General features: G+C 37.5%; 27 protein-coding genes and 2 pseudogenes. 24 read left to right on the top strand and 5 right to left on the bottom strand.

From position 1 onward, the window contains the following. Positions 1–28: 28 nt before the first annotated feature. Positions 29–715: pseudogene (locus tag MKY78_RS11090) on the bottom strand (copper homeostasis protein CutC). Positions 716–1,002: 287 nt separating this feature from the next. Here MKY78_RS11090 and MKY78_RS11095 point away from each other — a divergent pair. Then, positions 1,003–1,164: a hypothetical protein gene (locus MKY78_RS11095; RefSeq protein WP_176481993.1), complete on the top strand. Its 162-nt coding sequence runs from the start codon at positions 1,003–1,005 to the stop codon at positions 1,162–1,164. Positions 1,165–1,249: 85 nt separating this feature from the next. Here the strand turns inward: MKY78_RS11095 and MKY78_RS11100 are convergent, their stop codons facing one another. Next, the gene (locus MKY78_RS11100; RefSeq protein ID WP_339212622.1) at positions 1,250–1,969 is read right to left on the bottom strand and encodes a metallophosphoesterase family protein; all 720 of its coding nucleotides are present in this window, start codon (positions 1,967–1,969) and stop codon (positions 1,250–1,252) included. Positions 1,970–2,212: 243 nt separating this feature from the next. On the opposite strand from MKY78_RS11100, the gene MKY78_RS11105 reads away from it, so the two are divergent. From MKY78_RS11105 to MKY78_RS11205, 21 genes and pseudogenes are all read left to right on the top strand, one after another. Continuing rightward, on the top strand, positions 2,213–2,944 hold the full coding sequence (locus MKY78_RS11105; RefSeq protein WP_339212624.1) for a GntR family transcriptional regulator: 732 nt from the start codon (positions 2,213–2,215) through the stop codon (positions 2,942–2,944). 133 nt (positions 2,945–3,077) lie between these two features. Next, a complete protein-coding gene (locus MKY78_RS11110) occupies positions 3,078–4,421 on the top strand; it encodes a M20/M25/M40 family metallo-hydrolase (RefSeq protein WP_339212627.1) in 1,344 nt (447 codons plus the stop codon). 56 nt (positions 4,422–4,477) lie between these two features. Beyond that, positions 4,478–6,031 carry an ABC transporter substrate-binding protein gene (locus tag MKY78_RS11115; protein ID WP_339212630.1) on the top strand — a complete coding sequence of 518 codons (1,554 nt, stop codon included), beginning with the start codon at positions 4,478–4,480 and terminating at the stop codon, positions 6,029–6,031. Positions 6,032–6,112: 81 nt separating this feature from the next. Beyond that, positions 6,113–7,030: an ABC transporter permease gene (locus tag MKY78_RS11120; RefSeq protein WP_339212633.1), complete on the top strand. Its 918-nt coding sequence runs from the start codon at positions 6,113–6,115 to the stop codon at positions 7,028–7,030. Between the two features lie 14 nt (positions 7,031–7,044). Then, positions 7,045–7,963: pseudogene (locus MKY78_RS11125) on the top strand (ABC transporter permease). Beyond that, positions 7,963–8,949: an ABC transporter ATP-binding protein gene (locus tag MKY78_RS11130; protein ID WP_339212636.1), complete on the top strand. Its 987-nt coding sequence runs from the start codon at positions 7,963–7,965 to the stop codon at positions 8,947–8,949. Before MKY78_RS11125 ends, MKY78_RS11130 begins: the two are co-directional and overlap by 1 nt. Beyond that, positions 8,946–9,968 (top strand): oligopeptide/dipeptide ABC transporter ATP-binding protein, encoded by a 1,023-nt coding sequence (locus MKY78_RS11135; protein ID WP_339212638.1) that lies wholly within the window; start codon positions 8,946–8,948, stop codon positions 9,966–9,968. Before MKY78_RS11130 ends, MKY78_RS11135 begins: the two co-directional genes overlap by 4 nt. A gap of 25 nt (positions 9,969–9,993) precedes the next feature. Continuing rightward, positions 9,994–11,118: an FAD-dependent oxidoreductase gene (locus MKY78_RS11140; RefSeq protein ID WP_339212640.1), complete on the top strand. Its 1,125-nt coding sequence runs from the start codon at positions 9,994–9,996 to the stop codon at positions 11,116–11,118. Between the two features lie 22 nt (positions 11,119–11,140). Further along, positions 11,141–13,318, top strand: coding sequence for a malate synthase G (locus MKY78_RS11145; RefSeq protein ID WP_339212642.1), 2,178 nt, complete (start codon positions 11,141–11,143; stop codon positions 13,316–13,318). Between the two features lie 161 nt (positions 13,319–13,479). After that, complete coding sequence (locus MKY78_RS11150; protein ID WP_339212645.1) at positions 13,480–14,763, top strand: IS110 family transposase; 1,284 nt, start codon at positions 13,480–13,482, stop codon at positions 14,761–14,763. Positions 14,764–15,165: 402 nt separating this feature from the next. Continuing rightward, a complete protein-coding gene (locus MKY78_RS11155; RefSeq protein ID WP_339212647.1) occupies positions 15,166–15,462 on the top strand; it encodes a (2Fe-2S)-binding protein in 297 nt (98 codons plus the stop codon). After that, positions 15,452–16,525, top strand: coding sequence for an FAD-dependent oxidoreductase (locus MKY78_RS11160; protein WP_339212649.1), 1,074 nt, complete (start codon positions 15,452–15,454; stop codon positions 16,523–16,525). The genes MKY78_RS11155 and MKY78_RS11160 overlap by 11 nt, the downstream gene beginning before the upstream one ends. Positions 16,526–16,538: 13 nt before the next feature. Beyond that, the gene (locus MKY78_RS11165) at positions 16,539–16,877 is read left to right on the top strand and encodes a (2Fe-2S)-binding protein (RefSeq protein ID WP_339212651.1); all 339 of its coding nucleotides are present in this window, start codon (positions 16,539–16,541) and stop codon (positions 16,875–16,877) included. Continuing rightward, positions 16,867–17,961 carry an FAD-binding oxidoreductase gene (locus MKY78_RS11170; RefSeq protein WP_339212654.1) on the top strand — a complete coding sequence of 365 codons (1,095 nt, stop codon included), beginning with the start codon at positions 16,867–16,869 and terminating at the stop codon, positions 17,959–17,961. The genes MKY78_RS11165 and MKY78_RS11170 overlap by 11 nt, the downstream gene beginning before the upstream one ends. A gap of 15 nt (positions 17,962–17,976) precedes the next feature. Then, complete coding sequence (locus tag MKY78_RS11175; RefSeq protein ID WP_339212657.1) at positions 17,977–18,138, top strand: aminopeptidase P family N-terminal domain-containing protein; 162 nt, start codon at positions 17,977–17,979, stop codon at positions 18,136–18,138. A 9-nt stretch (positions 18,139–18,147) separates the two neighbouring features. Continuing rightward, positions 18,148–18,573, top strand: a complete 426-nt coding sequence (locus MKY78_RS11180) for a hypothetical protein (RefSeq protein ID WP_339212659.1) — start codon at positions 18,148–18,150, stop codon at positions 18,571–18,573. Between the two features lie 55 nt (positions 18,574–18,628). Further along, entirely contained in the window at positions 18,629–19,012 is a 384-nt protein-coding gene (locus MKY78_RS11185; protein WP_339212662.1) for a hypothetical protein, read from the top strand. 168 nt (positions 19,013–19,180) lie between these two features. Next, on the top strand, positions 19,181–19,333 hold the full coding sequence (locus tag MKY78_RS11190; RefSeq protein ID WP_339212665.1) for an anti-repressor SinI family protein: 153 nt from the start codon (positions 19,181–19,183) through the stop codon (positions 19,331–19,333). A 170-nt stretch (positions 19,334–19,503) separates the two neighbouring features. Beyond that, positions 19,504–20,358, top strand: a complete 855-nt coding sequence (locus MKY78_RS11195) for a carbon-nitrogen hydrolase family protein (protein WP_339212668.1) — start codon at positions 19,504–19,506, stop codon at positions 20,356–20,358. Positions 20,359–20,375: 17 nt separating this feature from the next. Then, positions 20,376–21,041 (top strand): GNAT family N-acetyltransferase, encoded by a 666-nt coding sequence (locus MKY78_RS11200; protein WP_339212672.1) that lies wholly within the window; start codon positions 20,376–20,378, stop codon positions 21,039–21,041. A gap of 24 nt (positions 21,042–21,065) precedes the next feature. Beyond that, positions 21,066–21,596: a LysE family transporter gene (locus tag MKY78_RS11205; protein WP_339217884.1), complete on the top strand. Its 531-nt coding sequence runs from the start codon at positions 21,066–21,068 to the stop codon at positions 21,594–21,596. Positions 21,597–21,633: 37 nt separating this feature from the next. On the opposite strand, the gene MKY78_RS11210 is transcribed toward MKY78_RS11205, so the two are convergent. The 3 genes from MKY78_RS11210 to MKY78_RS11220 form a co-directional block, all read right to left on the bottom strand. Beyond that, positions 21,634–21,789 (bottom strand): hypothetical protein, encoded by a 156-nt coding sequence (locus MKY78_RS11210; RefSeq protein ID WP_339212674.1) that lies wholly within the window; start codon positions 21,787–21,789, stop codon positions 21,634–21,636. A 402-nt stretch (positions 21,790–22,191) separates the two neighbouring features. After that, positions 22,192–22,653: a GNAT family N-acetyltransferase gene (locus tag MKY78_RS11215; RefSeq protein WP_339212676.1), complete on the bottom strand. Its 462-nt coding sequence runs from the start codon at positions 22,651–22,653 to the stop codon at positions 22,192–22,194. A 124-nt stretch (positions 22,654–22,777) separates the two neighbouring features. After that, positions 22,778–23,497, bottom strand: coding sequence for a YebC/PmpR family DNA-binding transcriptional regulator (locus tag MKY78_RS11220; RefSeq protein WP_339212678.1), 720 nt, complete (start codon positions 23,495–23,497; stop codon positions 22,778–22,780). Positions 23,498–23,671: 174 nt separating this feature from the next. On the opposite strand from MKY78_RS11220, the gene MKY78_RS11225 reads away from it, so the two are divergent. Further along, positions 23,672–23,839, top strand: coding sequence for a hypothetical protein (locus MKY78_RS11225; RefSeq protein WP_339212681.1), 168 nt, complete (start codon positions 23,672–23,674; stop codon positions 23,837–23,839). Beyond that, a complete protein-coding gene (locus tag MKY78_RS11230; RefSeq protein ID WP_339212683.1) occupies positions 23,840–24,007 on the top strand; it encodes a hypothetical protein in 168 nt (55 codons plus the stop codon). The last annotated feature ends 91 nt before the right edge of the window (positions 24,008–24,098 follow it).

Below are 24,098 nucleotides of genomic sequence, written 5' to 3' on the forward strand. Positions count from 1 at the left end.
AGAAGTTGAGTGCTTCTACGGTTTCTGTTTAGTTTGATGCCATTATTTGGTTAATTTCCTTGATTTTACTTTCATCAAGTCCGAAGTCAAAACTTTCATTAATTCGTGCGCCAGTCCCAAAATGGACAAATTCTGGTTTAGTTGACTTGTAAAATGTCTCAAATGTATCCAATCTAAGTCCATGTCCAGTCATGATAGATAAATGAGTTTCACTTGCCATAGCCATCAATTCGTTTATTTGTTCCACAGCTTCAGGTGCTCTGTAATTTCCACCCGCCGTTAAGATAGTCGTAATCTGTTTATACTCAGCTAATTTCAACAAGGCCTCTTTTTAATCACGAGCAAAGTCAAATGCACGATGAATGGTCACATCTAACGAATCCGTTACTGCTAATAACTCGGTAAGTACATCGTCATCCATGGTATGGTCTTTCGTTAGTGCGCCAATCACAATCCCGTTAGCCCCAAGGCTCTTCACCATGTTGATATCTCTTTTCATTACTTCCACATCATTCTTATTATAAATAAATGATTGACTATGGGGTCTGATAATCACGTTAATTGGTATGTTTACGGATTCCACTGCTGCTTGGATTAAGCCATAGCTCGGTGTGATTCCCAATTCAGACATAGCAGGACTAAGTTCAATACGATCGGCCCCAAATTTTTCGGCATCTTTGACATCAGTAAGGTTTGTAGCGATGATTTCAAGCATGTTATTCACTCCTTAAGTCCACCATAATTGTTATTTTGGTTAAAGGCAAATGAATAGTGCCATGGGGAAAGGTACCTGGCATTTTTGGTAGTAAGTATTAATGCATTTGTGTATAATAATAACTTATACAAAATGATAATAATTAAGCATTTTACTTATACTACTACATGTACTATGATTAAGTTGTAGCAAAGATAATCCTAATTTTACTTTAAACCTCATGAATGCTGTATGGGTTCAGGAGGATTATATTTCACATATTTATAAAAAACAGGAGGGAAATCACTATGTGGATTGTAACTCGTTATATAGGCTTAGATATTACCATGTATGAATTTGAAACAGAAAAGGAAGCAAGAAAGGCTCTTAAAAATATAAAGGGTGGGTATAACATTCTTACTGAAGTCATGTGTGTGAATGGCGGATACCACGAGAAGAGAGTAGCATAGGAGTGCCACGGTGACAGGTACCTTGGCTCAAGGTAAGCCATAAGTACTTGTCCTGGACCACTTCACAACAAGCCTACTTTAACTGTCACTGCGTATCTCTAAATTGATCATACATAATCTCTCTATAATATTCCTCATAACCAACCATACCCAGTTCTTTTGTTTCACGGAGCTCTTTCTCCCTATCATAAGGAACACGTACAAAATTAATCGAATTCGCCCCATGCGACCCATCAACAATCATATAGGTAGCGTCCACAACATCTAAACCAACACTTCCAACATTGCATAGGATCCCAATATCATACGTTCTTAACCAGGTCAGGTGAATATCGCCATAAAACACCATATCTGGCGTGCGAGTAGAGTGGAGGGACTCGGTTTCTTCGCTATTCTGAAAAAGGGATAAACACTTTTCGGTAGGATGATACTCCGGTGCGATTCGTTCAAAAACGCTACGTGGCGATGCGTGAAAACAACGAGCTAGTTTGCCGTTTAATTCAAATTCGATATAAAATGGCAAGGAAGCCAGATAATCATAATCCTCATCAGTTAACCGGCTCTGTGTCCATTTAATCGCTTCATTATCAATCTCATCCCGGATAAACACATCCCAATTTCCGTAGATTACTTTATCACAATGCTCTCGAACTAGTTGAATACATTCCGAACCACGTGGCCCTTTTCCTACCAAGTCTCCTAGGCAATAGATTTGGTCTACTTTTCTCTTTTTGATATCATCAAGCACTGCTTTTAGTGCGGTTAGATTACCGTGAATATCAGAAATAATTGCAATCTTTGACATGTTTGTTTCCCCCTTTGGTAGAGTGCTTGGTTTTAGTTTATATTAATTTTTGGAAGATTTGAATAGGGAATGTTGTGGAGAGTTAGTCCTTCCACAGCGTATATATAATAAAAATAAAGAAAATTAAAATTATATTGAAAAAGATGTTGACATTGCTTTATTCGTTCCCTATAATTGTGAGAAATTATAATTAATTTTAAAAATTATAATATTATAAACATATAACTTTACAAGGAGAATGAAATGAAGATAGATAAAAGTTTATCCATTCCTTTATATCAACAAGTAAAGGATTATTTAGAAGAAAAGATAATAATCGGAGAATGGAGTCTTGGATATCAGCTACCATCGGAAAAGGAACTAGCTGTTAAGTTTGATGTAAGTAATATAACGGTAAAAAGAGCGATTCATGAATTGGTTAATGAAGGCGTATTGGAAAGACATAGTGGTAAAGGGACATTTGTTATAGAAAAGAAAGAGGCGAAGGACATTTCAACTCTAGTTTCCTTAAAAAATGAATCTTGGAGTGAAAATAAGCATTACCCTCATAAAACTATAAAATTCAAAAAAGAAGCAGTTGGGGACAAGGTTGGTAAGATATTCGGCATTAATTCACATGAGTTAGTTTACAATATTCAAAGATTAAAAGTAGAAGAGGACAAACCATTAGTAATTGAGCACTCCTTTATACCAGCATCATTATTTCAAGAGAACTTAGATTCAAAGGATTTTGAGGATGACTTAATTTATAACATTTTAGTCAAGAAGTATAGAATGAAACTGGACAAAGCTAGAATATTTTTCTCTACGATGATTGCGGGAGAATATGAACATGAGCTATTGAATGTACCGGTAGGTAAGCAATTATTTGTTATAGATCGACATACCGTAACTGAAGATAAAAGGATTATAGAATATTCCAGATTTATTTTAAAACAAGATCAATCAAAGTTCTTTTTGGAAATTCAAATTTAACTTTTATTTTTTAAACAGAATACTTGGAAATATAAACAATATAATATTATAACTTTATATTGTTATATATATTCAACATGATAAACAGACAGATTATGAAAAGACTTTAGAACAGGGAGAGGAGATTAGTTTAGTGGAAAAAGTATTTCAGTACATCGAAAGAAATTCCAAAGAGTATATCGACTGGTTAATTAAAGCTTGTAATCAGCCAAGTGTTTCTGCTCAAAACAGAGGTATGTTTGAAATGAAAGAGTTGGTAAAGAAATTTCTTTCAGAAATAGGAGCTGAAGTTATTGAGATAGAAACAGATGGTTATCCCATCATTTACGGAGAAATGAATGCTAATAAAGCAAGGACCATAACATTCTACAATCACTATGATGTTCAACCAGAAGATCCAATTGGTGAATGGATTAGCGATCCATTTCAAACTACGATTAGAGATGGCAAGATTTTTGCACGGGGAACTGCGGACAATAAAGGTAACTTGATTGCTCGGATTTGTGCTATTCATGCCTATCAGGAGGTTTATGGGGAGTTACCTGTCAATGTTAAGTTTATTTTTGAAGGAGAAGAGGAGGTTGGCAGTCCGCACTTAGAATTTTTTGCAAAAGAGCATCCTGAAAAACTACATACGGATGGCATTATCTGGGAAGGAGGTTCAAGAGATGTAAACGATAAACGTCTTCATGTTGGTTTAGGAGTAAAAGGTATTTGTTATGTAGAACTAATTTGCAAAGGGGCAAACCATGACTTACATTCTTCTGAAGCGGCTATTGTAGAAAATCCTGCTTGGAGATTGCTTTGGGCACTTAACACCATTAAAAACGAACAGGAAGAGATACTAATCGATGGGTTTTATGATGACATTGTCCCGTTGACACCAAAGGATAGAGAAATAATTAATACACTCAACTTTAATGAAGAGGAAACGAAGAAGACATATGGACTTGATAGTTTTCTTAATGGTGTTACTGGCTATGATTTAAAAGAACGATTAACTGCTGAGCCGACTTGCACCATTTGTGGAATAGAATCAGGTTATACGGCAGAGGGTTCCAAAACTGTTCTACCATCGATTGCAAAAGTAAAGCTAGATTTTAGACTTGTCCCTGGTCAAACACCTAAAAGAACAGCTCAGTTACTTAGAGAACATTTAGATAAATATGGCTATGAGGATATTGAAATTAAACAATCTCATGGTCTCGATCCATTTAACACAAACCCAGATAATTCTTTCGTAGAAACTGTACTTCAAAGTGTAAAAGAAGTTTATGCTGAACCACCTGTTATCCTCCGAAATCTTGCAGGCTCAAGTCCAATGAGCAAAATGCTAAAAAACACATTGATACCTGCTGTACAGATTGGGGTAGCCAATACACAATCTAGTTATCACGCACCAAATGAAAACATTTTTATAGATGATTATATACAAGGCATTAAAGTGACTGCTAATGTAATTCATAATTTAACTTAATTACACCACATTATTTCAGAATATTAAAAATTAAATATAATTAGGAGAGGAAGAAAATGAAAACTTATTACCGGTTTCTAGTAATGCTTGTATCTTTGCTTGTATTAATGGTCATCAGTGCATGTAGTAGTGAATCTACTTCTGATGGAGGAGAAGGCGATAGCGCAAATGACAATACATTAGTTATTGCTCAATCAGCTGATTTAACTTCCATGGACCCTCATAACTCTTTAAGTACAAACGCAGAAAGAGTCATGAGAAATATGTATAGTCGATTGTTTTATTGGGATAAAAACATGGAAGTACAGCAAGATGTGGTGGAGTCCTATGAACAAATCGATGATGAAACCTGGGTATTTACCTTAAAAGATGGAATCACCTTCCATAATGGAGACCCATTAACTGCAGAAGATGTAAAGTTTAGTCTAGAACGTGTAATGACGGATCAAACATTAAAGGAGTTTCCTTATTTTACACAATTAAAAGAAGTGAATGTAGTGGATGAATTAAATGTAGAAATCGTTACAGATGGTCCAATGCCAACTTTATTTAAAGTATTAGCTAAAAGTGGATCTGACATTCTCCCTAAAAAATACTTTGAAGAAGTTGGGGTAGAAGAGTTCCAAAAGAATCCAATAGGATCGGGTCCTTATCAATATGTAGAGTGGAAGCCAGATGATCGAGTAGTACTTGAACCTTACGAAGATTATTTTGGTGGAAACAATCAAAAATGGGACCAAGTCATTGTAAGAGCCATCACAGAAAGTTCTACACGTGTAGGGGAATTATTAACTGGTGGTGTTGATATTGCTACAGATATTCCCCCTAATGAATGGGAACGAGTAAGCGGTGAGGAAGATGTAGAACTTGTAGGTGGTGATACGACACGAGTTATGTTGCTAGTAACTCGTACGACAGAAGGGTATGTTACATCAGATCCTAAAGTGAGAGAAGCAATTGATTTAGCAATTGATGAGAAAACCATTGTCGACTCTGTATTGCAAGGTACTGGTGTTCCAGTAAGGTCTCGTGTCCCAACTGAGATATTTGGATCAAATCCTGATTTATATGATGCGTACGTGTATGATCCAGAGCGTGCCAAGGAACTGCTAGCTGAGTCTGGATATGAAGACGGTGTGGAAATTACTTTAACTGCACCTAAAGGCAGGTACATGCTTGATGGAGAAGTTGCTCAATTAGTTGCATCTATGTTAGGTGAAGTAGGTATAACAGTTAATTTACAATTATTAGAGTCTAGTGCATTTTTGGATGTCTATAACTCTAATTCTAATGAAGAGTTAATTATGATAGGACTTGCGGATGGATTGTTTGATGCTTCTTATTCCCTAGTCCACTACACAAAGGACCGTGCAGCAGGTCAAACCGATTATTTTAACGAAGAGGTTGAACAACTATACCATGACGCAGGTCGTAATCTAAATGATGAAGAAAGACTCGATCAGTACCAAAAAATACAAGCAATTGTTGCGGAAGAACGACCACATATATTTTTATACCAAGAAGGAGTTAACTATGGTGTAAGTAAGGAGATTAACTTTACGCCAAGATTAGATGCAGGCTTCCTTTATGACGATATCACAAAAAAATAATGGATGATTGGAATCCAAAGATGAAGCAGGTTTAGGTAATTATGGTATCTAAACCTGCTTTGTAAAAAAGGAGATTTGACATTGAAGAAATATCTAGTGAAAAGACTACTGCAAATCGTGCCTGTTATTTTCATTATAACCTTTGTTGTTTTTGTCTTGGTTTATATGGCAGGGGATCCAGTGGCATTGATGTTACCGGAAGATTCTTCAGAAAGTGATCGTGAAGCATTAAGAGCGGCTTTAGGGTTGAATGATTCATTTGTTGTTCAATATTTCCGATTTCTTGCTGACTTGAGTCAGGGTAATTTTGGAACTTCTTTTAAATATAGCCAAGAAGCACTTCCACTAGTATTAGAAAGGCTTCCAGCTACATTTGAACTTGCAACAGCTTCCATGATTGTTGCAACGCTTATGTCAATCCCACTAGGTATTTATTCTGCAAGAAAGCGTAATAGTCTAGTAGATTTATTTATTACTAGTGGTTCTGTTTTAGGAAAAGCAATGCCAAATTTTTGGCTTGGAATCCTTCTTATTCTATTATTCGCCGTGAATATGGAACTATTTCCTGTATCTGGAAGAGATGGGTTGAGTAATTTAATATTACCTGCACTTACCTTAGGTACGGGGGTTGCAGCAGAAATGACTCGTTTGGTTCGGTCGAGTATGCTGGAAATTCTTAATCAAGATTACATACGTACAGCTAGAAGTAAAGGGTTGAGCAACTCCATGGTAGTTTATAAACATGCATTTCGTAATTCACTAAATCCAGTTATTACGATTATGGGTGTACAAATATCACATCTTGTAGCTGGAGCGTTAGTAACAGAAAGTGTTTTCTCTTGGCCAGGATTAGGTTTGTTACTAGTGCAGGCAGTAAATGGACGGGATATGGCTGTAGTTCAAGCTGCGGTATTAGTCATTGCAGTTTTAGTAATTCTGATTAATTTAATAATCGATTTAATTTATAGATTACTAGATCCAAGGATTCATTATTCATAGGAGGTTAAAGTGCAATGATAGGTGCAAAAGCGGTAGCGAATGTGGAGAAGAACGATTCTGAGCCAAGAAAACGGAATAGCATAGCTCGATGGGGTAGGTTACTTTTAGTAAGTAAAACCGGAACAGTTGGGTTGATTATTGTAGTGCTTGTTACGTTGGTTGCTATTTTTGCAGACGTCCTGACACCACATAATCCTGCCCAAAATAATCTGCAAGATATGTTAAAACCTCCTTTTTGGGAAGAAGGTGGTTCTACTACTTATATTCTTGGAACAGACAATTTAGGCAGGGATATCCTCAGTAGAATCATTATTGGCACTCGTGTTTCCTTGATGGTTGGAGTATTTTCCGTCCTAGTTGCAGGAGTAGTAGGAATGATAATCGGCATTGTAGCAGGTTACTATGGCGGTATAATCGATAATGTTTTAATGAGAATTGTAGATGCATTTCTTGCCACTTTTTATTTTAGTTGTTCTAGCGGTATTTGAACCTAGTATCCTTGTATTAATCCTCGTGATTGGATTTACAAACTGGGTTTCTTACGCAAGGGTTGTAAGAGGTGAAGTGTTAAGTGTAAAAGAAAGAGAATTTGTAAAAGCATCACGATCAATTGGAACAAAAAATAGAGTGATTATGGTAAAACATGTGCTTCCAAACGTTATTTCTTCCTTCATTGTTATCTCAGCAATGAGTGTAGCAACGGCAATTATATTAGAGGCTTCGTTAAGTTTCCTTGGGTTAGGTATACAACCACCTGATGTTTCATGGGGTTCCATGCTGACAGATGGAAGAAATTATTTAGCAACTAATTGGTGGCTTGCTACTTTTCCTGGAATTGCGATTACGATAACAGTACTTGGGATTATTCTTTTAGGGGATTGGATTCGAGATGTACTTGACCCGAGAATACAGACTAAGGGAGGCGGTAAATAATGAAAGAGAAACTATTAGATGTTAGAAATTTACATACGCATTTTTTTACGGAGTATGGTGTTATTCCGTCTGTAAATGGTGTGTCATTCTCCATTGATAAGGGTGAAGTAGTTGGCATTGTAGGGGAATCTGGAAGTGGAAAAAGTGTAACATCATTGTCCATTCTACAACTACTAGACGAAGCTGGGAGAATTGTGGAAGGAGAAATCGAGTTTGATGGAAAAGATTTAACCCAATTTAATGAGAAGGAATTAAGAAAGTTAAGAGGGAATAAGATCTCCATGATATTCCAAGAACCATTAACGTCTTTAAATCCCTCCTTTACTATTGGGAAACAAATTTCTGAGGCTATCCAGCTTCATCAAAATGTAACCAAAGAAGAAGCGAAGAAAAAGTCAATAGATATGTTGCGAAAGGTAGGGATACCAAATCCAGAAAAGCAATATAAGTCATTCCCCCATTTACTAAGTGGTGGGATGAGACAAAGGGTAATGATTGCCATGGCATTATCATGTAGTCCGGAATTATTAATCGCAGATGAGCCAACAACAGCGCTTGATGTAACAATACAAGCTCAGATATTAAGGTTAATGAAAAAACTATCCTACGAATTTGACACTTCCATCATTATTATTACTCATGATTTAGGTGTAGTTGCGGAAATGGTCGATCGTGTCATCGTCATGTATGGTGGACAAATTGTGGAAGAAAATAATGTCTTTGATTTATTTGAGAATCCTAAGCACCCATATACAAAGGGATTATTAAATAGTACTCCAAAAATTCATGAGCTGCATTATAAATTGGAATCCATTGAAGGAAATGTACCTGCGCCAGATAAAATGCCAACAGGTTGTAAGTTCCATCCAAGATGCCCATTTGCAATGGAAAAATGTAAGCAAGAGGAGCCTGAATTCTTAAGAAATGGAGAAGATTCCGGAGTGAAATGTTGGTTATATGAGGAAGAAGGTGTGGTGGGAGCATGACTCAAGTACAAATTGAAGATCATTTTACAAAGCAGAAAGAGACGGAGTATTTATTAAGGATAGAGGGATTGAAAAAATACTTTCCAGTTTCATCAGGCTGGTTCAAGAAGAAAAATCAAAGTGTCAAAGCAGTAGATGATATTAGTTTTTATTTAAAGAAAGGAGAAACATTAGGTATTGTTGGTGAATCGGGATGTGGTAAATCAACAACAGGTAATATGATTCTCAGGTTAATTGAGCCGACGGATGGAAAAATAATCTTCGAGGGTCAAGATTTACTTCAATTATCAAATAGACAATTACAAAAGGTCCGAAAAGATATACAGATGATTTTTCAGGACCCGTTTTCTTCCTTAAACCCACGGATGAAAGTGTTTGATATTATTGCCGAGCCGCTCCGGACGCATGGAGTTGCAAAAGGTAAAGAATTAGAAAATATGGTATTTGAATTAATTGAAACGGTCGGACTTGACCGATCTGTAGCAAAGCGTTTTCCACATGAGTTTAGTGGTGGACAGCGTCAGAGGATTGGTATTGCTAGAGCGATTGCATTAAAACCAAAATTAATCGTCTGTGATGAACCTGTATCTGCACTTGATGTATCCATTCAAGCGCAAATTTTAAATTTATTAATCGATTTACAGAACAAATTTGATCTGACTTTTATCTTCATTGGACACGGAATTCCCGCAGTAAAGTATATAAGTGATCGAATTGCGGTCATGTATATGGGTGAAATTGTTGAAATGTCCACGAAGGAAAAATTATTTGAAAAGACCATGCATCCCTATACACAAGGATTGATTTCTGCTGTTCCAATACCAAATCCAAAGCTAAGAGAAAAAGATGATGAACGGATTTTTCTAGAAAATGATATACCAAACCCATTTGATGTACCAAAGGGATGCCGTTTTTATTCGAGATGTCCATTCGGAAAGGCGAGATGTATTGAAGAAAAGCCGGAATTTAAAGAGGTATCTGATGAACATTATGTTGCATGTCATTTCCCATTAAATTAATTGAGGTATGAAAGGAGAGAAAGTAATGAAGGTTGTTGTAATTGGTTGTGGGATAGTAGGGGCAAGTGCTGCATACTCCCTTGTGAAAAGTGGTGTTGAAGTGATAATGATTGACAAAGAGCATGAAGGAAATGCAACTTCTGCTGGTGCAGGCATTGTCTGTCCATGGGTATCAAGGGTAGATGATGAAGACTGGTATAAGATTGCTAGAGAAGGTGCGAAGTTTTATCCAGATTTGATTTCTCAGTTGAGTCAAGATGGAGAAGAGAATGTTGGATATAAAAAAGTAGGTGCACTGTGTGTTAGTCATGATGCTGAAGAGCTTGATGCAATAGAAGAAAAAGTGAAAAATAAACAAAAAGAGAGTCCTGAATTGGGGGATATTATTCGATTAACACCAGAGAAGTCACAAGAACTGTTCCCTCCTTTAAATAAAGACTATGAATCTATTTTTATTTCAGGAGCTGCAAGAGTTGATGGCAGACTAATTCGAGACGCAATGAAACGTGCTGCCCAAAAGCATGGGGCAACATTAATTTCAGGAGAAGCCGAACTAATCAGTGAAAACGGAGAAGTGACAGGTGTCATGGTGGATGGAGAGGTAATTAATGCAGATTCCGTATTAATTACTGCTGGGGCTTGGGCACCGTTCCTGTTGAAGACACTTGGTTTTGAGTTGAAAATTGAACCACAACGTGGACAGATTGCGCATATTGAACTACCTGGTGAAGATACTACTGACTGGCCGGTTGTTCTTCCTCAAACGAGTCATTATATGCTTGCTTTTGATGATTCTCGAGTTGTAGCTGGGGCTACAAGAGAAACTGGTACAGGATTTGATTATAAAACGACGGTCAGTGGAGTGAATGAAGTTCTTTCGGAGGCGTTAAACGTCGCTCCAGGACTATCTAATGGAAAACTTAAAGAATTTCGTATAGGTTTCCGTCCAATGGGTCCTGATATTTTACCATTAATCGGAAAAGTGGGAGAGCAATCTAATGTTGTACTAGCAACTGGATTAGGTGCTTCAGGTCTAACGATGGGACCATATGTGGGGCGTTTAGCTGCATCGATTGTTAAAGGTGATTCGATTGATTTAGACCTGTCACCTTATAAACCTGCAAGAGCACTTGAAACCGTTTTAACATAAAAATTCGATTGGAGGGTGTGATATGCAGCTTTTTGACAAGATAGGGAACTTGAAAGTAGCAAAGGAACTTTTTCAATTTATTAATCATGATTTATTGCCATCAAGTGGTGTTGAAGAAAAGCAGTTCTGGGATGGATTTGAAAAACTTATTGAGGATTTAACCCCAATTAACGAAGAATTATTAAGAAAAAGAGAATTATTACAGTCCAAAATAGATAGCTGGCATCGTGAAAATACATTTGAATTAGATTCCTATAAAACCTTTCTTAAGAAGATAGGTTACTTAGAAAAAGAACCGGAAGATTTCCAAATAGAGACAGAAAACGTAGATCCGGAGGTAGTCAAGGCTGGTCCACAATTAGTTGTCCCATTAAGTAACGCTCGTTATGCGCTAAATGCAGCTAATGCTCGGTGGGGAAGTCTCTATGATGCTTTATATGGTACAGATGTGATTTCTGAAGAAGACGGTGAAACACAGGACAGTAACTATAATCCTGTTCGTGGAGGAAAGGTTATAGAATATGGAAGAAACTTTTTAGATGAGACGATTCCATTACTGAAAGGGTCTCATAAAGAAGTGGTTCAATATCGTATAGAAAATGAGAGTCTTGTTGTTTCTCTAAATAATGGAACATCTACTTCATTGAAAGAGCCTGAAAAGTTATCGGGTTATCAAGGATATCCGGAAGACCCTTCTACGCTATTATTTATCAATAATAATCTATATTTTGAAATTCGGTTCGATAGGGAACATTTTGTTGGGAAAACGGATAAGGCAGGAATTAAAGATATAGTATTGGAATCAGCAGTTACCACTATTATGGATTGTGAGGATTCTGTTTCTTCAGTAGATGCAAGTGATAAAGTATTAGTCTATCAAAATTGGTATGGACTAATTAATGGCGATTTATCTGTCACGTTTAATAAAAATGGGAAACAGATTAAACGAACATTGAATCCTGATCGTACCTATTTTTCTACTAATCATGAGGAATTCACTATTCCAGGTAGATCCCTTATGTTTATACGTAATGTAGGACATTTAATGAAAACGAATATAATAATAGATTCTAAAGGAGAAGAAGTGTTTGAAGGTTTACTAGATGCGGTAGTGACAAGTTTAGTTGCCAAACATTCTTTATTAGGGAATGGATTATTCCAAAATTCATCAAATGGCTCTGTTTACATTGTGAAACCTAAAATGCATGGGCCTGAAGAGGTAGCTTTTGCTAATTTACTATTTAATAGAGTAGAAGATTTGCTAAACCTTAAACGAAATACAATAAAAATAGGTGTTATGGATGAGGAGCGACGTACATCCCTTAATTTAAAAGCTTGTATTTTTGAGGTTAAGGAACGGATAGTATTTATTAATACTGGTTTCTTGGACAGAACAGGAGATGAAATCCATACATCGATGGAAGCTGGTCCAATGATACGGAAATTAGAAATGAAACATACGAATTGGATCGATTCTTATGAAAAGTCTAATGTGATGGTTGGTCTACAAGCGGGATTTAGAGGTTTAGCACAAATTGGAAAAGGAATGTGGGCTGCTCCAGACCAAATGAAAGATATGGTGGAACAAAAACTCGGACAATTAAAAGCAGGTGCATCAACTGCTTGGGTACCATCACCAACTGCAGCAACGTTACATGCCATTCACTATCATCAAGTCAATGTTCACCAAGTGCAACAACAATTAGAAGGTGAATCACCAGTTGCAAAAGATAATATGTTAGAAGTTCCCGTTGCCTCAGGAGTGAAGTGGAGTACAGAAGAGATTCAACAAGAACTAAACAATAATGCCCAAGGAATATTAGGCTACGTAGTTAGGTGGATTGACCAAGGAATTGGCTGTTCAAAGGTCTTGGATATTGATGGTGTGGGTCTAATGGAAGACCGCGCGACGTTACGTATTTCTAGTCAGCATATGGCAAATTGGTTATATCATGGAGTTTGTACTAGGGAACAGGTAGTTGATACGTTTAAGAATATGGCAAAAATAGTAGATGAACAAAATAGTGACGATCCAAGTTATATACCTATGTCGAAGGACTACGATAAATCCTTAGCTTTTCAAGGTGCATGTGACCTAGTCTTTAAAGGCATGGAGCAAACAAATGGGTATACCGAGCCGATTTTGCATGAGAAAAGAATAGAGGTTAAACAGAATCTATTAAAGGTAAATCCACATTAAGAAGATTATAATATTATAATTTATTATCTTGATAGGAGCATTCCTGTAATGAAGAAATTTGAGGATTGAAACAAAAAGAGCCCTCTTGGTATCATACGAGGTGTCCAAAGCTTCGAAGCAAAAATGGACCCTTAATTTAAGTAACCAAGGAGGACTCAATAATGAATTATACACAAAATCAAAAAATCTCTCAAATCACACCTTCAACACTCATTGTAGGCATTGATATTGCCAAAGACAAACACGTAGCTCGTGCTCAAGACGACCGAGGTGTTGAATTCGGGAAACGCTTGATCTTTGAAAACAGAATGCATGGCTTTCAAAAACTAGTAAATTGGGCAGAGAACCTTCGAAAGGAAAATGACAAAAATTATGTCATTCTGGGTGTCGAGCCTACTGGCCATTACTGGTTTAGTCTAGCTTACTTTTTAGTAGCGAAAGGATACGATTTTGTTGTCGTAAATCCTATGCACGTAAAGAAAAGTAAAGAACTTGATGATAATTCCCCTACCAAAAATGATACGAAAGATGCCCGTGTGATAGGTCAGTTGATTAAAGATGGGCGATACTCTGTACCAAATCTCTTAGATGGCATTTATGCCGAATTAAGAGAAGGCGTCAAATTACGAGATCAACTTATCAACCAACTGATGATCACTGAAGGGCGTATCCAAAACCATATTCAACGCTATTTTCCGGAATTCTTTGATGTATTTGGTGATTGGGAAGGAAAAGCAGCTTACTGTACGTTACGACTGTTTCCATTTCCGTCTCAAATCAAGGAATTGTCACCAGAAGATGTGGTGATGAAGTGGAAGCCCTTCGTTAAACGAGGAGTGGGAATTAAAAGAGCAACAAAGCTAGTAGAAGTCGCAAAAAAGAGTATCGGCATTCAAATTGGTATTCAGTTTGCCCGACGCGAGTTGGACTGTTTACTCGATCAATATGAACTTTATAAGCAACAGTTAGAGGAGTTAGACAAAGAGTTAGAATCACTTGTCGTGACTTTACCTGGTGCTAAACAAATGATGAATATTACAGGGCTTGGATCCACAACCGTGGCTCTATTCTTCGCTGAAGTAGGGGATATTACGAAATATAAACACCCTCAACAATTAGTCAATTTAGCAGGGCTATCTTTACGAGAACACAGTTCTGGTAAGTTTAAAGGTCAAACACGGATAACTAAGAGAGGACGAAGTCGTTTGCGAAGAGCCCTATATTTAGCCATTCGTCCGCTAGTTGCCCATAATCCAACGTTTAAAGCCCTGCATCAACACTATACAACACGGTCTGAAAAACCATTGAAAAAGCAACAGTCACTCATTGCCTTGTGTTGTAAGTTATTACGTGTATTATTTGTCATTGGCCAAAGACAATGTGAGTTTGATGGATCTAAGTTATTAAGAGGATTGTCACAAAAGGAAGCATTACAGGCTGCTTAAGCCTTTAGAAACACATCAAATACGATTATTAGTTCTCATACAAACACCAATAGTGCAGAGTTGGAGTATATATTATCCATTCGGGCATTAGACCCAGCATAGGAGCATTTCCAACCTCCACCTCATGGATACGCAGGACGAAGGAAAGTATGGATACGATCCGGAGAGACATGGGAGGGTTAGCGACCGTGATTTGTGTGGAGATTTCCTAGCACGGTTATAAAACTGTTTTCCAAACAATACCAGTTTGGCAGATAGGATGGCCCCCAACCTGTAAATAAATTGAATTACTTTCAATTTTTAACTATCTATAAGGTGTGTCAACTAACTAGTGTTTATAAAATATTGAGAATACGCGAGTATTTGGAAGAAAAATTAACTTTATTGAGGGAGGGATGACCTTTGCAAATAACTGAAAATATAGTCACCTTTTCTTTCAACGGAAAATCATTCCAAGCGATAGAAGGTCAGACAATTGCTGCGGCTTTGTTTGCGAATGGGATTAAAAAATTAGGGGTTAGCAGAAAGTTACAGCAACCAAGGGGATTATTTTGCTCCAATGGAAGATGTGCTAGTTGTTTTGTTTCAGTTAATGGAATGGATCATGTGCTCAGTTGTATGTCCTTAATAGAAAATGGAATGATAATTCAATCAAATGAAAGTGATCCTGATATTAGGAGGAAGATTGATGGAGACTGATTTACTGATTATTGGTGGTGGACCTGCTGGCTTGAGTGCAGCGTATGAACCAGCACGTCATGGTTTAAAAGTCACCATTGTGGATGAATCCCTCCGTCTAGGAGGACAACTAAATCAACAATCTCAAGTTCTAGATCTACCTTCTGGATTTGCTAAGCAAACAGGAATGAAACTTTCTCAATTTTTACAGGATAGATTATTGAATTATGATGTTGATTTATTAACCAAGTGCACGATGATTGGGACGTATAAAGATGGAAGAATTGGTGTTACTGACGGAAATACAACTTTTCCGATCCAATCTCAAAAAACGATTATCACAACAGGGGCAGCGGAAGATTCTATTTCATTTCCAGGATGGACACTTCCTGGAGTAATGACCATTGGTGCTGCGCAAATTTTGTTAAATCGTGAAAAGGTATTACCAGGTAAGAAAGCAATTGTTCTTGGAACGAATAACTTAGCTTTTGAGATTACTAAACAATTAAATGAAAGTGGAGTAGAGGTTATAGCTATTATAGAGCAAGAATCCACAGTAGATGTTGATGCAGATAATATCGCTTACCTAAAACAGGCGAACATTCCGATTTATGTAAACTCCTCAATAACTAGAGCGAGGGGTCCAGGAGAAGTTGAAATGGTTCTTATAAATAATAATGGAACAGAAGTAGCTTTTGATGTCGATTTAGTTTGTATTGCGGGAGGTTTATTTCCAATATTGGAGCCGTTTCAAGTGTTGGGATGTGAATTAATCTATTTGAGTGAACTTGGTGGTTGGTTACCAAAATACGATACAAATTTTGAAACAAGCATTCCTAATACTTATGTAGCTGGCAATGCTGCAGGAATCACAGCGATGAAGGCAATTATGTTAACGGGAGATTTGGCAGGGATAAGTATTTTAGATTCATTAGAAAATTACAACTCTGATTACGTTAAGAAGCGAAAGGAGTCGTTGTGGACAGAGCTAGCCAAAGCAGAACAACCAGAAGTTTGGTCAGCGAGGTTATCATTAATAAAGGAATTCGAATTGGAAAGAAAATATGTAACTTCTAATAGATAAGGGAGGGTTGGAGGTGGATAAGTCAACAATAGTATGTCGATGCGAGGAAATAAATATAGATGAAATTGAAACAGTTATAAAAATGGGTGCTACCACTTTTGATGATATTAAACGACTTACTCGCTGTGGGATGGGACCATGTCAGGCAAAGGTTTGTATGAATTTGGTCAATCGAATTATTCACGACAATACAGATAAGCCCTTTTCTGATTTAACGCCGGCAAATATGCGAATGCCTCTAAAATTAACAAGAATTTCCGCATTAGCTAGTTCCGATCAAACGATAACTAGTGTTACATCCGTTTTTGATGAGTCCCTTCAAGAAGTAGGTGAGACTAACCGTGAAGAATAGTTATGATATTGTTGTAATTGGTTGTGGTGTAGTTGGTAGCAGTATTGCTTATCATTTTTCAGAGAGAAAAAATAAAGAGATACTGGTAATTGATAAAGGATTTCCTTTATCAGGTACTTCTGGTTCAACACAGGCATGGGTTTGGGTACATAATAAAAATCCTTCATGGTATGCAGAGTTAAGCATGTATAGTGCTGAATTGTATCCATACTTAGAAAGAAAAATAGGTGATGTAGAATATAATCGTACTGGAGGTCTTGCTCCCTTTTTTAAAGAGGAAGATCGGGAAAAAGCACTGCGTTTACAAGAAGAACAAGCAAAAGTTGGAATAGAAGTTGAAGTATTAAACTATGATGAGGTACATGAAAAGGAACCAGCATTATCCCCTAATATTGTTGGTGCTACATTTAGTAAGATAGATGGAAACGTAAACCCATTCCGGTTAGTTGAACTGTATACGAAGGCTGCCAAAAAAAATGGCGTTCAGTTCTCTTTTTACAATCCCGTTCTAGATGTTGAAAAAGAGAGTGGAAAGTTTAAAGTTAATACTCAACAGGGTGAATTTCAAGCTAAACAATTAATAATAGCAGGTGGTCCATGGACAAAGGAACTTGGTCAAATGTTACAAGTAAATATTCCTGTGAAACAAGTAAGAGGGCAAATCATTATTACAGAACCTTTGTCTCCTTTCCTAAAATATACCATTGGAGGAATGAGGCAGGCGGAAAATGGAGAAGTCTTAATCGGTTACTCCAAAGAAGAAGTTGGATACGATCGTCGTACTACTTTGGATGTTATTCAAGATACAGCTAGGATGGCTATTGATTATGTTCCAGATTTGGCGAAAGCTAATATTGTTAGGTGTTTTTCTGGGATTCGAGTCATGCCCGAAGATGGTTTTCCTATTTTAGGAGAAATTCCTAGTGTAGAAAATTTATATGTCGCTGCGATGCATAGTGGAGTAACTTTATCACCTTTAGTTGGTACATTAATGACAGAGTTATTAAATGAAGGGGAGACATCGATAGATATTAGCCGGTACCACATTGATCGTTTCGAGAGGAAAGAAAAAATTAAATTGTAAATTGGGGATGTTGTGATGTTATTATCAATACCGAGAGAAAATTGTGATGGTGCTATTATTTTTGGTGTCCCGGATATTTTCTACTTAACAGCTTTTCATTTCATTCCTACTGAACGTCCAATAGCCTTGTTTGTTGATCCAAAAGGAAAAGTGCATTTATTTGTTCTCATAGGTTAGGGTAATAATATGAATACATCTGTTATAGAACGATGGAAAAAACGTTATGAACAAGTAAATGTATTTGAGGAATTCGATACCATTATAGATTTATTAAAACAAGAGTATTGTAGAGAGGAACAAATTAAGCCCTGGGTGGTTTCTTATAGTGGTGGTAAGGATTCTTCCTTGGTATTAACGTTAGTTTGGCAAGCTATCACTCAATTACCCGCTTCTAAACGTAAACGTAAAATACATGTAATCATGAGTGACACAGCTGTAGAAACTCCAGTAATGGAATTACACCAGCATTCTCAGTTAAAGTTGATTGAGCAATCGTCAAAAGCACAAGGGTTGGATCATATCATTAAGGTACACATGGTACGACCTCCGATTACTTCCCGATTTTTCTATAAGATTATTGGGAGAGGAACACCAAACCCAACACCGAATTAAAGAAGTCGTTTTTGTACTTTTCATCTTAAAATCTTTCCTATTCAGAAGAAGATGGATGAAATCATTAAGGAATCACTTGCTGACAGAAAGAGAGCATATCTTTCTACAAGCGAATATTGAATCGGATATTGTTTTACATGTTGCCGCAATTAAACGAGCACATCAGGAAACGAATATCGTAAAGAAGGTGGAACTGTATAAACGCATTATGGCTGATCGAACAGAAAATCCCTTGACTGGTTTGTATGAGACTTGGTTTATTCATTATCGTAATTGGTTAGAAAAAGAATGGGTCGATATGGTCATGTTCTTAAGTGATTATTATGAAAGCATAGGAGATATCAAACAAGCGCTCTATTATTGCCAAATAGCCTTGGAATATTATATCGATGATTTCATAATAACCAATCGAGAGGAATATTTAAAAAATAAATTATAGAAAATTAAAAATAGTTAAAATGTAATGTTAGTGTAACGGGTCTGATGATACGATATAGCTCGGAGTAGTAAGGGCGAAATAATGAGAAATAATTCGTCACGTAGGTTTTCGGGAAAAACCAAGTGTAGCTCGAATACCTAGGTTAGCCTATTATAGGGGGGATACTATTTGAGCAATCATTTGGATCCGGAGTGGGTAATCTTAATATTGGAAGCGAAAAAGGCCGGTATCAGTATTGCGGAAATTCAAGATTTTCTTAACCAAGATCAGCAGTTTTATCAGGAGCTAGCAGATATGGAGCAACAAAAGATATATAAATAGGATTTTTGTCTTTTCTAGTAAGAGAAGGCTTTTTTTTTGCCGTTTTCTTTGGAGGATTTGGAAAGAACAATAAGGTTAAGAAAAGTCGTTCTAATAGCAAGTTTTAGTTGAAATGTTAGTATGAATGAAATATAGTACAAATATAAATTTGTGTAGAAGGAGAAAGCCTTATGAAATTACGTGTATCAGCGGTTCAATACCACTTAGAAAAAATAAATGCTTTTGAAGAATTTGCAGAACAGGTAACACATTATGTGAGAACCGCTGCAGAATATGAATCGGAATTTGTATTATTTCCAGAGTTTTTCACTACCCAATTGCTCTCGATTTCAGATGGCACGGTAGGTCTAGTGGATGAGCTACCTCATTATACAGAACAGTATATCGAGCTGTTTAAAGGGCTAGCAAAAGAGACAGGTATGCACATTATCGGTGGTACACATGTTACTCGAAAAGAAGATAAATTGTATAATACAGCACATCTTTTTTATCCAGATGGACGTGTAGCCGAGCAAGCGAAGCTACACATGACCCCAACGGAGAAAAAGGATTGGAATATTACACCGGGTGAATCGATTCAAATTTTTGAAACGGAAAAAGGAAAAGTTGCGTTGTTAACCTGCTATGATATGGAATTCCCTGAAATAGTCCGAATGGTTCGTGGCATGGGGGCAGATGTTATCTTTGCGCCATCTTGTACGGATGATTTACATGGTTTTAATCGTGTTCGCTACACCTGTCACGCTCGTACGATTGAGAATCAGGTATATGTTGTGACAACAGGTACGGTTGGCGCATTACGCAATGTTGACTTTATGCGCGCCAATTACGGGCAAGCGGCAGTTATCACACCGAATGACATCCCATTTCCTAAAAACGGCATCCTCATGGAGGGTGAATTTAATCACGATATGATTATTACCGCAGATCTCGATCTTGATCTCTTATATAAGGTACGTGAAGAAGGATCTGTAACAACGTGGAACGATAGACGCTTAGACTTATATCCAGACCTTAGTAAATAAGAAGGGACTGAAGCCTTATGCGTTACCGGAAGCAGCTCTATTTAAAAAGTGACAATGGCTTTGAGGAAGCAGTGGTTAGGAATTATACACGGGAAGACTTTGATGTATTAATAACGATTCAGTCGGAAAGTTTTCCTCCTCCTTTTCCACCGGAGCTTTGGTGGAATAAAGCACAATTAGAAAATCACATTACTTTATTCCCTGAGGGTGCTTTATGTGTGGAAGTGAATGGGGTACTGGCTGGTTCCATGACCGGATTAATAGTGGACTTTAATCCAGAACATCCAGAACATACATGGGAAGAGATTACCGACGATGGGTATATACGTAATCATAATCCGAATGGTAATACCTTGTATGTCGTCGATATTTGTATTCGACCAGCCTTTCGTAAATTAGCGCTAGGCAAATTGCTCATGCAAGCTATGTACGAGGTGGTCATTTATAAGGATTTAGACCGTTTGCTTGGTGGGGGAAGAATGCCTGGATATGCCAAGCATGCAGAGCATTTATCCGCTGAAGCATATCTAGCGGAAGTAGTTAGAGGTAAACGGAAAGATCCAGTGATTACCTTTTTATTAAATGCGGGTAGAGTACCCATCGGTGTTGTAGCGAATTATTTAGAGGATGAAGAGTCCTTGAATTACGCTGCACTAATGGAGTGGAAAAACCCATTTAAATAGATTGGTTAGGGAGGGAGAAACATGTTGGAAGCCTTTATCCATGGCGCCCTTTTAGCATTTGGCTTAATCCTCCCTCTAGGCATTCAAAATATATTCATTTTTAATCAAGGTGCCACACAAAGCGTTTCGGTAGTGGTTTTACGTGTTGAGGGAATGGAGCAGCTACTATCGTTAATTGGCTTTTTCTTTCTAATGTATATGGGCTGGATCATGTGGAAAAGCAATCCGCAAGATGGACAAAATGAGATTGGGCCATACTCGGCTAGACGTCAAATAACATTTGCCGCTTCGGTATCCCTATTGAACCCACATGCAATATTAGATACCATTGGTGTGATTGGCACGAGCTCGGTAGTTTATGATGCACATGAAAAAGTAGTGTTTGCTTTTGCTAGTATTTTAATATCGTGGCTCTGGTTTTTAGGATTGGCATTAGTGGGAAGCAGGGTGAGTCAATTGATGAAGTCAGCTAGTCTAATGAAACGATTAAACCAGGGTTCGGCCTTCATTATTTGGGGCATGGCAATCTATCTTGTATACCGGGTATTTATATAGAGCCTTCCTAGGTTAATCTAGGAAGGCTCTTGTTATTTTATTCGTTTTCACCTTCACCGTCTTCTGTTTCTTGTTGCTCTGTGTCGTTATCGTCTGTCGATGGATCTTCGTCATCATTTGCTGCGCATCCAAATAATACCCCAGTTGAAAGCATCATGATTAATAAAGTAAGTAATAATTTTTTCAGCTTCAATTAGATCACCTCGTTTAAATTAATATTTGTTTCACCTTTCATTGTACAGACCAAATGTTAAGAGTTATTTAAGCAGATGTAAATATATTTACTGAATATTTTGTCGATTAATAATACCTTTATACTAGTTTTACAAATTATATAGGCGAAATTTCATAGATTTGATGGGGGACTTTTGGCTGAGGCGGGTAAATGAATCGCTAGGAGATGGAGTTGGGTAGGGGTTGAAGATAGAGGGGTTCATCTGATTTAGGGAAGCTGGGGTTGGGAAGAGAGTGATTGATAGAGGAGGAGATTAGTGCTGGGTTGGTTCGATATCATTTGGTGGTGATGCTCTATGTAAGTTGTAACTACTGTAGTATATAAAAATAAGGTGCAGCGAGTGCACCTTACGAAGGGGATTTAAAGTTTCTTATATACATGTTCTTGGTAGATGATGAATTTGTTTTTCTTGTAAAAGCTCTTAGCGATCTCGTTATTAGACCAATAATCTAGCTCAATCCTGTGGATTCCCTTCTGGTATGCAAGGGCTTCAACCTCCTTCATTAGCATCGTACCGTAGCCTTTATTTTGCTTCTTATCGGAAATGCTGATTTGATGAACGTAAACGGATTGATAGGCTTTCTTAAAAATGGTTTCCGGGTACTGCTTTACTTCCACCATAGCAAATCCAACTGGCTCCAATAGATCCTCTAAGACTAGGAACATCAACTTATCTTGATCGACCAGTTCTTTATAGAAAGCTATAAAACTCTCTTGATCATATGGTTTAAAGTACTCCGGATATAGACGTACATGTAGATCATGAACATATCTACTTAACTTGGCCATTAGCTTGTAGTCTTTTGAACGAATTACTTTCATTTCATCCCCCACTTATTATTAGAAAAACCTCGCTATTTAGTGAATGTGTGTTGACAGGAAGGGTTTATACTTTCCTTTTTTAAAAAAACGCCCTAATGAGTTAGGACGTTTTTTAGTCTAGTTGTTATTCACCTAAATCGACGTTATGGTATACCTGTTGGACATCATCAAGGTCTTCTAATACATCAATTAATTTTTCGAATTGTGCTTTTGATTCATCATCTAATGTCACTTCATTTTGCGGAAGCATCGTTAATTCAGCTACTGTAAACTCAGTAATTCCGACGTTTTTAAATGCCTCTTGTACGGCATGGTATTGATCTGGTTCTGCATAAACAATAACGATCTCGTCCTCTTCTAACACATCACGAACATCGATATCTGCTTCCATTAATAGCTCCAGCACTTCATCAGCAGACTTGCCCTCGATACCAAATACAGCTGTAGAGTCAAACATATAAGCAACAGAACCACTTACACCCATGTTACCACCGTTTTTACCAAAAGCAGCACGAACCTCCGATGCCGTTCTATTTACATTATTGGTTAAAGTATCCACAATAATCATAGAACCATTAGGACCGAATCCTTCATAACGAAGCTCATCATAGTTCTCCTCAGAACCACCCTTAGCCTTTTCAATTGCCTTATCAATAATATGCTTAGGAACACTATATGTTTTCGCACGCTCCAAAACAACTTTTAGTGCTTGGTTAGACTCTGGGTCAGGCTCCCCTTGCTTAGCAGCTACATAAATTTCACGGCCAAATTTTGCATAAATTCGACTCGTATTTTTATCCTTCTCTGCTTTTTTATCTTTAATGTTATTCCACTTACGTCCCACAAAGAACATCTCACTTTCTATTTGAATCTGATTGAATTTTAATATAGTAGTTATGTTGTTTCAACTTTTAGACGTTACTATTATACACCATATCCAAGAGATTTTCTTGGGAAAGTTTTGGTTGAATGGTAGATTAATGGGGAGGTGGGGGTGGTGCGCCTAATCTTTTGGAAGATGGTACCAAACCTGGAGAAGATGCGCCCACCCTCGGAGGAGATGAGCCCAAAAGAGAGGAGGATGCGCCCACCATCGGAGGAGATGAGCCCAAGAGGAAGAAAGATGCGCCCCCACCGAGAGAAGATGAGCCCAAAGAAGAGGAAGATGCGCCCATCCCCGGAGTAGATGAGCCCAAAAGAGGGGAAGATACGCCCAATCCGCGAGAAGATGAGCCCAAAAGGAAGTAGGATGCGCCCACCCCCGGAGAAGATGAGCCCAAAAGAGAGGAAGATGCGCCCTCACCGAGAGAAGATGGTCCCAAAAGGAAGAAAGATGCGCCCCCACCGAGAGTAGATGAGCCCAAAAGAGAGAAGGATGCGCCCACCCCCGGAGAGCATGTGCCCATTCCGAGTAAAGATACTCCCAAACGAAAGCAGGATGAGCC

The organism is Ornithinibacillus sp. FSL M8-0202 (assembly GCF_037975285.1).
In the GTDB taxonomy this organism is placed as follows: domain Bacteria; phylum Bacillota; class Bacilli; order Bacillales; family Amphibacillaceae; genus Ornithinibacillus; species Ornithinibacillus massiliensis.

Coding starts and splice junctions, on each gene's coding strand:
- MKY78_RS11100 (WP_339212622.1), bottom strand. CDS start 1,969: ATGTCAAAGATTGCAATTATTTCTGATATTCACGGTAATCTAACCGCA.
- MKY78_RS11195 (WP_339212668.1), top strand. CDS start 19,504: ATGAAATTACGTGTATCAGCGGTTCAATACCACTTAGAAAAAATAAAT.
- MKY78_RS11230 (WP_339212683.1), top strand. CDS start 23,840: ATGAGCCCAAAAGAGGGGAAGATACGCCCAATCCGCGAGAAGATGAGC.
- MKY78_RS11095 (WP_176481993.1), top strand. CDS start 1,003: ATGTGGATTGTAACTCGTTATATAGGCTTAGATATTACCATGTATGAA.
- MKY78_RS11225 (WP_339212681.1), top strand. CDS start 23,672: ATGGTACCAAACCTGGAGAAGATGCGCCCACCCTCGGAGGAGATGAGC.
- MKY78_RS11150 (WP_339212645.1), top strand. CDS start 13,480: ATGAATTATACACAAAATCAAAAAATCTCTCAAATCACACCTTCAACA.
- MKY78_RS11135 (WP_339212638.1), top strand. CDS start 8,946: ATGACTCAAGTACAAATTGAAGATCATTTTACAAAGCAGAAAGAGACG.
- MKY78_RS11140 (WP_339212640.1), top strand. CDS start 9,994: ATGAAGGTTGTTGTAATTGGTTGTGGGATAGTAGGGGCAAGTGCTGCA.
- MKY78_RS11105 (WP_339212624.1), top strand. CDS start 2,213: ATGAAGATAGATAAAAGTTTATCCATTCCTTTATATCAACAAGTAAAG.
- MKY78_RS11180 (WP_339212659.1), top strand. CDS start 18,148: ATGAATACATCTGTTATAGAACGATGGAAAAAACGTTATGAACAAGTA.
- MKY78_RS11115 (WP_339212630.1), top strand. CDS start 4,478: ATGAAAACTTATTACCGGTTTCTAGTAATGCTTGTATCTTTGCTTGTA.
- MKY78_RS11175 (WP_339212657.1), top strand. CDS start 17,977: ATGTTATTATCAATACCGAGAGAAAATTGTGATGGTGCTATTATTTTT.
- MKY78_RS11200 (WP_339212672.1), top strand. CDS start 20,376: ATGCGTTACCGGAAGCAGCTCTATTTAAAAAGTGACAATGGCTTTGAG.
- MKY78_RS11215 (WP_339212676.1), bottom strand. CDS start 22,653: ATGAAAGTAATTCGTTCAAAAGACTACAAGCTAATGGCCAAGTTAAGT.
- MKY78_RS11130 (WP_339212636.1), top strand. CDS start 7,963: ATGAAAGAGAAACTATTAGATGTTAGAAATTTACATACGCATTTTTTT.
- MKY78_RS11185 (WP_339212662.1), top strand. CDS start 18,629: ATGAAATCATTAAGGAATCACTTGCTGACAGAAAGAGAGCATATCTTT.
- MKY78_RS11145 (WP_339212642.1), top strand. CDS start 11,141: ATGCAGCTTTTTGACAAGATAGGGAACTTGAAAGTAGCAAAGGAACTT.
- MKY78_RS11160 (WP_339212649.1), top strand. CDS start 15,452: ATGGAGACTGATTTACTGATTATTGGTGGTGGACCTGCTGGCTTGAGT.